At 41.4% G+C, this 12101-nt stretch carries 10 protein-coding genes; 1 reads left to right on the top strand and 9 read right to left on the bottom strand.

Annotation, left to right across the window (positions count from 1 at the left end; genetic code table 11):
• Nucleotides 1-7: 7 nt before the first annotated feature.
• Together ACFEL9_RS14365 and ACFEL9_RS14360 are read right to left on the bottom strand one after the other, a co-directional pair.
• Nucleotides 8-820: a DUF3108 domain-containing protein gene (locus ACFEL9_RS14365; RefSeq protein ID WP_385891242.1), complete on the bottom strand. Its 813-nt coding sequence runs from the start codon at nucleotides 818-820 to the stop codon at nucleotides 8-10.
• Nucleotides 821-892: 72 nt separating this feature from the next.
• Nucleotides 893-1912: a lysylphosphatidylglycerol synthase domain-containing protein gene (locus ACFEL9_RS14360; RefSeq protein WP_385891239.1), complete on the bottom strand. Its 1020-nt coding sequence runs from the start codon at nucleotides 1910-1912 to the stop codon at nucleotides 893-895.
• A gap of 106 nt (nucleotides 1913-2018) precedes the next feature.
• Between ACFEL9_RS14360 and ruvC the strand changes: the two genes are divergently transcribed.
• A complete protein-coding gene (ruvC, locus tag ACFEL9_RS14355; RefSeq protein ID WP_385891236.1) occupies nucleotides 2019-2585 on the top strand; it encodes a crossover junction endodeoxyribonuclease RuvC in 567 nt (188 codons plus the stop codon).
• Between the two features lie 16 nt (nucleotides 2586-2601).
• Here the strand turns inward: ruvC and ACFEL9_RS14350 are convergent, their stop codons facing one another.
• From ACFEL9_RS14350 to ACFEL9_RS14320, 7 genes are all read right to left on the bottom strand, one after another.
• The gene (locus ACFEL9_RS14350; RefSeq protein ID WP_385891233.1) at nucleotides 2602-2997 is read right to left on the bottom strand and encodes an HIT family protein; all 396 of its coding nucleotides are present in this window, start codon (nucleotides 2995-2997) and stop codon (nucleotides 2602-2604) included.
• 144 nt (nucleotides 2998-3141) lie between these two features.
• The gene (gene greA / locus ACFEL9_RS14345) at nucleotides 3142-3612 is read right to left on the bottom strand and encodes a transcription elongation factor GreA (RefSeq protein WP_385891230.1); all 471 of its coding nucleotides are present in this window, start codon (nucleotides 3610-3612) and stop codon (nucleotides 3142-3144) included.
• Nucleotides 3613-3754: 142 nt separating this feature from the next.
• Nucleotides 3755-4759, bottom strand: a complete 1005-nt coding sequence (locus ACFEL9_RS14340; RefSeq protein WP_385891227.1) for an NAD(P)-dependent oxidoreductase — start codon at nucleotides 4757-4759, stop codon at nucleotides 3755-3757.
• A gap of 94 nt (nucleotides 4760-4853) precedes the next feature.
• Nucleotides 4854-5606, bottom strand: a complete 753-nt coding sequence (gene rsmA, locus ACFEL9_RS14335) for a 16S rRNA (adenine(1518)-N(6)/adenine(1519)-N(6))-dimethyltransferase RsmA (protein ID WP_385891224.1) — start codon at nucleotides 5604-5606, stop codon at nucleotides 4854-4856.
• A gap of 167 nt (nucleotides 5607-5773) precedes the next feature.
• Entirely contained in the window at nucleotides 5774-7777 is a 2004-nt protein-coding gene (locus ACFEL9_RS14330) for a T9SS type A sorting domain-containing protein (RefSeq protein ID WP_385891222.1), read from the bottom strand.
• 94 nt (nucleotides 7778-7871) lie between these two features.
• Complete coding sequence (locus tag ACFEL9_RS14325) at nucleotides 7872-8294, bottom strand: hypothetical protein (RefSeq protein WP_385891219.1); 423 nt, start codon at nucleotides 8292-8294, stop codon at nucleotides 7872-7874.
• A gap of 228 nt (nucleotides 8295-8522) precedes the next feature.
• The gene (locus ACFEL9_RS14320) at nucleotides 8523-11981 is read right to left on the bottom strand and encodes a PQQ-dependent sugar dehydrogenase (RefSeq protein ID WP_385891216.1); all 3459 of its coding nucleotides are present in this window, start codon (nucleotides 11979-11981) and stop codon (nucleotides 8523-8525) included.
• Between the last annotated feature and the right edge of the window lie 120 nt (nucleotides 11982-12101).

The raw sequence follows: 12101 nt of genomic DNA, 5'->3' as shown, positions 1-12101 counted from the left end.
AACCTGATTAATCACGTCTGCGGATAAGCGATGAAAGCGGGTAACGAAGATTTTCATGACTCATCATATCAATCTTCACTTTACCCACGGAGATGGGACTTTCAATCCTCACGGGGATGCGGTTCAAATCATTAGTAACCCATACTGTCATTTGCTCACCACCTTCAAAAATTGTTCCCTGGATAAGTAATGGCTTAAACTTGATGGTCCTGAATTTACCATACTTGGTTTTTAGCGTTTCCTGGCCAAGATAGCGGATGTACATATTAAACACCTCGTTGTCAAGAAACATGGAAAAAGCAATCTTATCATTTGGCTGCAACCTCGAAAAGTCTACATTCCGGGCATAAAATACGGCACTCACTACGTCCTGCACACAGGTAGGTACTTTGAACACTCCTTCGTTAGTTATTGCAGTGTTAGCGGTTTTATTAAAAGTAACATTTTGGTATTTCTTATACCCGCCTTCATTCACATTGCGGATAAACTTTAGTGGCTGCATCGTCACAGTGTCAATATACGTTTCATACTTATCTCTTACCTTATACAAAAAGTCATAGGACGAGTTTGTTTTTCCTTCACCTATGATATGATAAACCGGCTTATTATTTAGTGTTTCCAATGTATTGGTAAATGTGGCAGTACCTGCATTAACATACACGCCTGCTACCGCATAGTATACTGTCATCGAAATTCTTTCACCGGCCTTAAAGGCGGTATTTTTAATAGAACACTGGTCCTGGTAATGTGTCTCTGCTTTTGTCGAAAAAGCCATTAATGCAATAACCGGTATAGCAACTAATTTTATTACTCCCTTCATTAGAAAATCAATTTATCAGTTTGATCCGCCTGGTTACTGCCAAACATCTATGCCACTTACATGCCACAATTGCTATTGACCAGCCGAAGCATTATTATTTTTAAATATTTTTTTTATGCTCAAAATTAGCAAACTACCTGCCAGTGCAGGAATTATCAAATTAATAAACCAAATACTCACTGCCGTCAGGCTTATTCCGAGGCTGTTTTTACTAAATAACCCCACCAACAGCAGGCTCACTTTGCCTCTCAAACCCAGGTCAGTAAAAAGAGCGATAGTGGGAATAGCTGCCATTACCAGGAACGATACACTCACAGCCCACCATCCCTGCCACAACGAAACATCAACATCAAACAAGCGGAACAAAAGGTAATACTGAATGATAAATACAATAAACCTAAGTGCAGATAAGGACATTATTTGCAATAGTAAAGTTGCATTAAATTCCTCTAATGTTTCAATCAGCCAGGCGTACTTCCTGCCCGACGGGAGTCTGTCAATCCATCTAACTACCCATGACAGGCGGAAATAAAATACTGTTAAAAAAGCCGTCACAACAATACCGCCATACAATAAGGTGTCAAACCAGAAAGAAGATAGCAACTGCCCATTCTCAATGGGTGCCCGAAGAACGAGCATTCCGGTCAAACCCATATACAGGGTGACTATTAATTGACTGATACTTCCGGTAATCGTTAAAGAAATTGCTTTTAACCGGTTGCCATCACTCATATATAACACTCTTCCGAGATATTCCCCGACCCTGTTGGGTGTAGTAACGGAAAAAGAAACACCGGATAATACGGCTTTGAATGCGGTAAAGAAATTAATCCGCTGTACTTTTTGAACGGCCAATTTCCATTTAAACGTTTCAATGGACCAATTGGTCAGCATCAAAACGAAAACACCGGCAAGATTCCACATCGTTGCGCTGTTGAACGATTGTTTTATATGTTTCCAGGATTGCTCCAATCCCGGCTGCTGTAATATTTGCCTGTATATAGAATAAGAAAGCCAAATAAAAAGAATTGGCCCCAGGAATGAATTGATAAAAATCCGCAGAAACTTTTTTTGCCTGTCTGTTATTTGCATAGGAACCCAAACTTTGCCAAACTATTCACCCTGTTTTTGTAGTTTCGGGCAGAAAATCCTGACATGATCGCAGCATTTAAATAATCCTGTAAAAATAACACCTCACTTGCAAAAGTCTGCTAAAATAATCCTGGGCATTGATCCCGGAACTTTATTGATGGGATATGGCATTATTGAAATAAATGGCCATGCTGTTAAAATGAAAACGATGCATGTATTGAAATTATCCTCTCAAAAAGACAATTACAAACGCCTCCATTTAATACATGAAAAAGTTGATGAGCTGATAAAAAAATATAAGCCTCACGAGTTTGCAATCGAAGCCCCATTTTTTGGTAAAAATGTTCAAAGTATGCTTAAGCTTGGCCGGGCACAGGGTGTAGCCATTGCTGCTGCCATGCGGGCCGGCCTGCCTGTTACCGAGTATTCTCCCAAAAAGGTAAAGCAATCTGTTACCGGTAATGGCAATGCCGATAAAGAACAGGTCTGGAAAATGTTGCAACAATTACTTTCACTCAAAGAAGATCCGCACTCCTATGATGCAACAGATGCGCTGGCAGTAGCTGTTTGCCATCATTTTCAAACCAATGCTATACTAAAAACAGCTAAGCCATTAACAGGATGGGGCGATTTTATTAAAAAAAACCCGGAACGTGTAGTGACAAGAAAATGATAACCGGCAAAAATACTTAGCCAGCCAGGTTATCAACGATCAATTGCTGTATTTGCTTCATCCTTTCCTCAGACACTTTTAATTTAGGTTGCGTAAAATTCAGATCATTTGCCTGGTTGATCGGTATCAAATGCATGTGTGCATGCGGCACCTCCAAACCAATTACAGTAATACCGCAACGGTTGCAATCAAATGATTTTTCGATTGCCTTTGCAATAGGCTGGGCAAAAACAAGCAGTTCATCCAGGTACTCTTTTGGCAAATCAAAAAAATTGTCGGTAGGTATTTTGGGAACCACTAAAACATGTCCTTCCCGCAACGGAAAGATATCGAGGAAAGCAAAGAATTTATCATTCTCAGCAATTTTATAGCTGGGTATTTCTCCCGCAATGATTTTTGAAAATATTGTCATACCACCAAAAAATTTTGATTTAACGGAAAGCAAATAATAATAAATCCGTTTTAGCATATTTGCTATTTCGCTTACAAATCTATTGACTTATAAAATAAAAAACCTCCGCTACCGGAGGTTTAAAATAAAACTTGTTATTAGCTTTTACGCTGTAATATTATCGATCTTAAAACTGATAACACCCGCCGGTGCCTGTACATCGGCTGTATCACCTACTTGTTTTCCTAATATACCTTTCCCGATTGGAGATGTAACCGATATCTTGCCTGCTTTCAGGTCGGCCTCTGTTTCACTCACGATTTGGTAGGTCACCTGTTTTTTTGTTTTCAGGTTGGTCAGTGTAACCTTGGTCAAAATAGAAACTTTACTGGTGTCGATTGCTGATTCATCGATCACCCTGGTGTTGGCCAACTGGCCTTCCAGCAAAGCAATCTTTGCTTCTAATAAGCCTTGTGCTTCTTTCGCAGCATCGTATTCTGCATTTTCTTTCAGGTCACCTTTTTCTCTTGCTTCTGCTATAGCCCTGCTCGCAGCTGGTCTGTCCACACCTTTCATGTGCTGCAGGTCAGCTTTTATTTGCTCAAATGTCTCTTTGGTAACGTATTGAATACCCATACTCGCCTCCTTTGATATAGATAAAAAAAAATAACAACGCCCCAGGGTTTACTGAAGCGTTGCACTATTGAGCAACAAATATAGGAAACATATTTCTAAACAAAAAGCCGGCAGCCGCTTATTTTATCCGGTAACGATGAAATCACTCATTCCCAAATATTTTATCCGTCAATACTTTGGCCATTTTGTACAAGGCTTCGTGGCTATACCCAGCAATATGGGGCGTGATCATCACATTAGGCTGTTCCAGCAGCCAATCCAGGTCTTGCTTTTCCTGCGCGGTGAGGGTATCCAGTTTTTCATTTTCCAACACGTCTAATGCAGCTCCGGCGATTTTTTTGGCTTTTAATGCCTCAATAAGATGGACGGTATGTACTACTTTCCCCCGTGATGTATTTAATAAAAAAGGAGTCTTTTGGAGGGAATTAAAGAAAGACGAATCAGCCGCATGAAAGGTTTCTTCTGTCAGGGGTACATGCCAGCTGATAACATCCGCATAACGACCCAACTGTTCCATGCTGGCTTCTTTTATATATCCTTCGCTGAAGCCAAACTTGTATTTATCATACGCAAGCACTGTTACACCAAAAGGTTCTAACAATCTGGCAAAAGAACTGCCTGTATTTCCAAAGCCGATTATACCTACCGTTTTCCCATTTAATTCAATACCGCGGTTTTCATCTCTTCGCCAAAAACCTTTTTTTACTTCGCTGCAGGAGATATTGATATTGTTCATCAAACTCAACAGCATCCCCAGTGCATGTTCAGCTACTGCATTGGAGTTGCCCTCGGGACTGCTATAGCACTTTATTCCTTTGCTTTTCGCATACACCGTATCGATCAATTCAAGTCCACTTCCCAGGCGCCCGATCCATTTTAAAGCAGTTGCTTTGTCCAATATCGTTTTGTCGATTTTCAGCCGTGTGGTAACAATTAATCCGCTTGCTTCCGAAACCGTATCTGCCAATTCATCATAGCTGATCCTTGGTCTGTTGAGTATTTCATAGCCATGTTTTTGCAAAATGGTAAAAAGATAGTCGTGTACTTTGGCGGTTATAATTACTTTTTTCATCTGTTTATTGTTCATTGCTTTTTGGCCCGATGCCTGCCTGCCGGCAGGCAGGGAATTCACCATAAAAATTTTCATTGCGGTTAATATGATTTTGCCCGAAAATTTTTATGGCTTATTTCATGCCTCCCCAAAGGGGAATTTATTTTATTTGGTTTAAACGAAATATTCTTTACTTCATTCTAAATGTCAGGTCAGCAAATTGCTGAACTGATAGTTGTTCTGCTCTTTTATTAAACAGGTCATCTTTGAGTGTGGTCGCTTCAAACAACCCTTTCACCGCATTTCGCAATGTCTTTCTTCGCTGGTTAAAGGCTGTTTTTACTAAAAGAAAGAATTCTTTTTCACCTTTCATGACAAGTGGTTGCTTCCTGGGCAAAAGCCTGATGACACCACTTTTAACCTTGGGCGGTGGAATAAAACTTTTTTCGTTTACATCAAACAAATACTCTACATCAAAAAACGCCTGCACCAATACACTCAGAACGCCATAGGTTTTATTGCCTTCTTTAGCCGCAGCTCTTTGCGCTACTTCTTTTTGAAACATACCGATCACATATTCCACGCTTTCTTTCCATTCCAGTATTTTAAAAAGTATTTGGGTAGAAATATTATAAGGAAAGTTGCCAATAATAGTAAAGGGCCCATCAAACGGCTTTTCTATCTCCAAAAAACTTTTATGAATGATTTTGTCATTCAGCGCAGGATAAATTTTTAAAAGGAAGTCAACCTTCTCTTCATCCAGTTCTACTGCTTTAAAATCGACGGATTCCATTTGCACCAGGTATTTTGTCAATGCTCCCCCTCCCGGTCCTACTTCCAATAACCTTGAAAAAGGGTGTTGCTGTAAAACTGCTATAATCTTGCGGCAGATGTTTTCATCCTTTAAAAAGTGCTGGCCCAATGATTTCTTGAGGGTATACATAGCAGCAAAAGTAAATTATCCGGCTTTGCCGACAGATAATCAATCAAAAATCAGGTCCTGGCCAATAAAGTCAGAGTGGGGTTAACAGTCTTATATATAAAAAAAGGTGGAAATTTTAGTTTCCACCTTTTGCCTTCTTAAATCGTAACCTTGATTAGCCAGTTAAATTATCTTGTCAGTAATATTTTTTCATGGAAGGTATCATCGCCCACATGTACTTGTGCGAGGTATACACCCCTTGGTTGTTCTTTTAACTGATCGATGGTGATGACGTTATGACCACGTTGTACGGTAGTATTGGCGACATAAATTAGTTTTCCGGACAATTCAAATATCTCCACCCGTATTTTACTGTTGGTCTTAGCATCTACCTGTATTTGAACAACATCTTTTACCGGGTTGGGGAAGATGCTCACTTTACCTTGACCGGCAATTTTAAAGGGTATATTGATGATACCACTATACCTATTGGCACCGGTCACATTCACCAGTTTGATTCTATAATAAACGTTTGGACTGTTTACTTTATCCAGCATGTCTTCGTAATAATAAGGATTGGCCCCCCCGGGATACAGATGTGTTTCGACACGGTCAATCGTCGTAAAGTTGATGCCATCGAAACTTCTTTCTACTTCAAAATATTTTACCTGGCCATCGCTTAAAAGCTTCCAGCTTAGCTTGGTGATGTTATCAGATAACACGCCACGGAAATCAAAAAGATTACTGCTCAACGTAGTGCAGGTGTTAAATGGCAACACCTGAACTGTGTCGGTGGCATATACAGAACAACCAGCCTGTAAATATTGCGTAACGATATAAGTACCCGCATGATCCACGTAAATAGAGGGACCTGTTGGGCTGCTAATGATACTACCATCTGTGGTCGTCCACTGGTAGGTAGATGTTGAAAGCGGATTCGTCACATATATTTCCGCTACCCCCGATCCGTCATCGCAAATCATCGGCGTTTCTGTCAGCGCCAGGGCTCTTGGAGCCAGGAACAAATCAGTAGGCGCCACAAAATCTTTTAATTCCGCTGTAAAGGAGGCGGAAGCACGGGTTTTCACAACAATCCGGTTGAAAGGTGAGCTACATATATCACCGCCAAGCAGGGTTACCGGGTCAAGCCCCAGCTTGGTCAGGTTCACCGAAAATTCTATAAACTGGTTGGCAATATATTTACCATTCAGTGTTGAAGCAGGTCCCGGGTTTGTATAGGCGAGGCTGTTATCCTGTAATACGAGACCAAAAGGCCCGCTCCATGTACTATTAGCACTTCCCAATCCCGTGTAAAAAGCACCTGTTGTATTGGGCGCTATGCTGGCATAACCATAGGTGGCGCCAGAGCCATCTCCATCAAAAAGACCTCCCCAGTTAAAGGAGGTTGGCGTTATAGTTTGCCAGTCCGTTTTATTAACCCATATCCGGGCTTCAATATTGGTCAGCGTACCGCTTTGAAACTCCCCGCTAAAAATGATATCACCAGGTCTCGTTATATTTCCTGCAGCATCAAATAACCAGGCCGTGTGCCCCGCATCCGTTCCGTATCCGTAAAATTTTTTGGAAACCCTGTCGTAGTAAATATCGGTCTGGTACATTTCAAAATCGAAATAACGGTTACCCGTAGTATTATCAAGCGATATGCCACCAAACATCCATAAGGAGTCTGTCGTATTGGGGCCTGCTCTCCTCACATGCACCATCATGTCAAGGATATCGTTTTTGTCAGGAACTCCCTGCACACCTCCTGTCCACAGCGCCGGGCTCATCCCGTTTTTGTCGGAACCCGACACGTACACAGTTGTATCAGTACCATGGTAATCCCTTACAAAGATAGCATCGAGCCAAAGCCTGTTTTGAACCACGCTAAAAGAGGGTTTACTCATGGTGCGGTAAAAAGAACTCATCCGGGCTGGCCATGGGGAAGCATCAGCAAGATATGCCGAAATTATACCCGCAGCGCCGCTCATGTCAATCACATATTCGCCAGTACCGGCCGTTCCATTATTAAACCAGTCATCGTTGCCCGAAGCAACTGCTCCATTGAAATAATTAGCCCGCAGCTCTCCGTCTACGCCAAACCTCGCCTTGATGATAGGAGTAGTTATCTGTGCACTAGCACTTATCCAGCTAATCAGAACCAGTAAAATAATTTGTAAAAATGTTTTCATAGAATGCTGTTTTAATAACAGGATGTTCCCCAACATCTCTCTATAAAAAGAATTATTGCAAAGCCACGGCCCCGCAATAATTCTTTGACTTCGTTTAGTGAGCTACGATGCGTACCGACGTATACTCAGACACAATAGAACTACCATCTGCTTTCATACCCTTTACACGGTAAGTGATATTACCGGGATAAACGCTGTGGTCAGTGGCTTTGTAAGAACGGGCTCCATTGCAAGCTGCTGAAGTTACGTCCTCCCACACTGCATACTCATCGTTAGGATCTTCGTAAGTTTTTTGAAGCAGGAAGGTAATAACTCCCTCGCTGGCGTCAACAGACCAGGAGGTGGTTACACCTTTACCCTGGCGGTGCGATCTAACATTTGAAATGCCATTTGCTGTTGGCTTTGTGGCTGTTGCTACCGTAGCCTTTGTTGAGCCTTCATTAGCAGGTACAGGTGCCGTCCAGGCAGCAGTGAAAAGAATTGCTGTAAATCCAATAATTGAGAATTGCGCTTTCATAAGGTTGTGATTTTTATGAGTTAAAACTAAGGGGCTGGCAGTTCATAAAAAAGGTAAGAACGCCTGCAATTTGTACCATTCTTTTCGGTATCCATTTGCGTTAAACAACATCAGGGCTGAATGGGACTATTACTAGTAAAAAGCCCCTCCGGGCGAGAGGGGCTAAAATTCAAAACTAAACTAAAACTAATAAACCTACTTTAACACATTGATAACGTGTACGATATTCTATAATTTTTGGAGTTTGATATTTTGATCCAGGCCTGCTCCCGAAACTTGCAGGTAGTATAAGCCAGCTGACAGGCCAGCCACCGGAATAAACACATTGTTATTACCCTTTTTGATATGAATAACATTTTGCTTCAATAAGCGGCCACCGTTATCAATAAGTTTCCAGGTAGCCTTTCCACTTTTAGTGGCAATAATGGTCAGTTTTGTTTCATCCGTAGCTGGGTTTGGTGATACAATTATCTTATTAGTAATGTCTGCCAGGGCAATCGTAACAATCGATGAATATTTATACTGACCGTCTGCATCCACCATCTTCAACCGGTAATAAATAATGGTTGAAGAAAGCGTATTGACGTTATTATCTACATGCGAGTATTGAATAGCAGCTGTGCTGTTTCCATTGGCGGACACTTTTCCGATACTTTCAAAATTCCTGTTGTCTGTACTTCTTTCAACTATGAAGTGCGAGGCATTGTTCTCGTTGATGGTTTCCCATTGCAGAACAGCGGAATTGTTTTGTAAAGAACCTTTGAAGTAAACGAGTTCCACTGGTAATGTAATAGCGCTGGTACCAAAATAAAATGAAGAGAAGGAGTTGATATTCGCCTGTAGTACATACCCGTCTGTTCCGTGTGCTTCCGCATAGTCAGGATTGACCAATTGGGTATTGGATGCAATGGCCGAACCACAGGCATCATTGTTCTTCAGAATTTTTAAATCGGTGATCGCTGATACGCCGCTGCCTGCATCAGCATCCATCTCATCAAATTCAGCCTTCGTCATATAAAGTCGTATAGCAACCGCTGAAGAAGGTTGTACTGCAGGGGTGATGGTTATATTTCGATGCAAATAACGTTTTCCAAATTGCTGGCGTAATGCTCCCGATTTGGTGTAAAGGGATGAAGTAACAGTTCCAAGATTATTTCCATTGGCCTTAATCTCGGCCAGGATATTTCCATCAGGACCGGTGATAGGAACCCAAAGATTGTTATTGGAATTATCAATTGTTATCGAGGTACCGCTGGTGCAGTTGTTTAACACCCCTGGCGTTACATCAATTGCGGTAGGAATGGAACTTTTACCACCTGCATCGGCATACCCTAAAAATGTATATTTCTGAACACAGCCGGCACAAGCACTTACCATTGGACTTCCGGATGTAGGACCGGATGTTGTAGAGCTTTTATCTATAATGGTAAATATTGAATGTCCGTCAGGAGAAATAGCCACATCTCTGAAACGGTTTACACTTCTGAAGTAGCCTACAGTATCACTTCCTGCAGTGGAGGCAATAGTAGCACCGGTAGTGCTGAGTTTCAATCTTATTGCTTTACCTCCTTTTAATAAACCTAATAATAAAGAATTTTTCCAGCCAGGAATAAAACTATTTGTATAAATATCCATTCCCGAAGGTGCTTCGGAAGGCCAGTCACCATTAGCTCCATTACCAGAGTTCACCTGGTTATAGATATATTGTATGGTGCCTGTAGTAGTTGTTGTTCCTTTAGGGGCAGAGTAAAATGTAAATATAGGATCCTTATAACTTGAGCCGATAGTGGCGGCATTAGCAGATTCAGAGGTGATCGCAGGCAGACTTCCGTTTGAGGGCCCGGCTTTTGCGCCATCGTAATTTCCATCACTGCTATATCCTATTACTATCGGATGCCCATAGTTTTTGCCTCTTTCAATTATGTTTAATTCATCATCGCTAAATGGTCCATGACTGCTGCCATACAGGTAATCGGTACCATTGATATTGGCGTAAGCAAAGCCTTGATTGTTTCTTATGCCACTACTCCACACTGCACTTTGTGCTGTTCCGTTAAATGGATTGTCATTAGGGATCCATTTATCCAGCGTACCTGCATCTCCATCTGCCTCAAGGTTAAATCTTAATATTTTCCCTTCGTATGAACTCATATTTTGTGCATTAATAGCACGACTAAGATTGGTATATTGTCCCGAACCCATGTCTCCCTCAGCATAAAATAAATAGTATGTTCCACTAACTGGCGCAATAATCATTCTTTGCGAATTATGATCACTGCTACCGGGCAATGTATCACATAATGAAACAGGGCTTTCCAATAGACCGGTAGTAGTATTATAAGTAAAACGCACAAGTCTATTAGTAAAAAAAATGCCCCCGTTATTAGCAGCAGTGCTTACATAAGTATGTATATAAGATAAATACACATAATTTTTTGGCGTGGTTGCATGCATAAAATTTGGATGAAGTGCCAAACCAGCAAGACCACCTTGCGGATTACCCTGGCCGGAAAAGTTAAACTGCAGGTTAAAAGACTGATCAGCAACTGGCAGAAAAGGGCTGTTTTGAGAAATATCTAATACTGTTGATTTTAAACCTGTATTAGGATCCATTTTATAAACTTTATACCCTCTTGATTCCGTAATCCATAAATATCCATCCGGACCATACGCTATTTCCCATGGATTTTCGAAGGTATTTACAGGTGCCAATATTGTTTGTAGAAAAATTTCATTCATTCTGCTGCCGCCTACAGTGGTTGTTGATGCAGTAGATGGAACTGTTACTGCAATACTAAATGCCGAACCGGATGCTACTCCTCCTATAGAGCCAGCGGCGGAAGAGTATACCCGTACATAATACGTACTGCCTATAGACAAACCGGCAGCACTTAAATTGGTATAGCCGCATGCCAAAGAGACAAGCGAACCACAGGAGCCGGAAAAAAGTTGCACTAATGCCCCTGATGAACTAAGGTTAGGCCCAATGCTGCTTAATGTTACGATTGCACTGGTAGAAGTAGCCGTGAATGTATACCAAACATCATCATCGGGAGTGCCGGAAGCGCAACCTGTTGGTATGCCGCTACTGGCCGATGCGGCCCATACAGTGCCGGAACTATTGGTCGTTCCAACGGTTAATGTTGTTGCGCCGGAGCATTCGTCATTTGCCGGAGGCAAAACAGGTGCTACATATGATACACAAACATTAAATGTCCATTTATTGCTGGGGTTGGAAGTTGGAGCAGCACTTGTGAAAACCCGGAAATAATATAATGTAGAAGGACTAAGTCCGGTTAAACTTAATCCTGCACCAATATTATTACAGCCTAATGTATTGCTTATAGTAAGGTCAGCTGTTGTACGTGCATTAAATGCCTCTATAAATGCATTGGTATTATCTAAATTGCTTCCCCCGCTAACGGTTACACTAATCTGAACCGACGTAACATTAGCAGGAGTTGTGAATGTATACCAAACATCATTGGCTGTTCCACAAGAGCTGACAGGGCCACCTGTTGAAGTAGCCTGGTAAAGAGTTTCTCCGGAGGTAGCACCGCAACTCGTTACTGGAGTGATGTTGGTAGCGGCTGAACTCAGATTATTAACTGGTTGTGCAAAAGTGAACTTTGAGACAGGGATAAAGAAAAAGAAAAGAACGGTGGTTCGTTTAAAAACTGATAACATGGTTTTTCTGGTGGATTTAGCCCCAAACTTAGGAATTGTATTTTTTATAGCATAAGTAGTATCGCCCGATTATTACAAGTAAAAACACTTATTAATTTAAAGTGAAAGTTCTATTGCCAA

It is taken from the genome of Terrimonas alba, assembly GCF_042434975.1.
GTDB lineage: Bacteria > Bacteroidota > Bacteroidia > Chitinophagales > Chitinophagaceae > Terrimonas_B > Terrimonas_B alba.
This window is presented reverse-complemented; position numbering and strand designations above follow the sequence as displayed.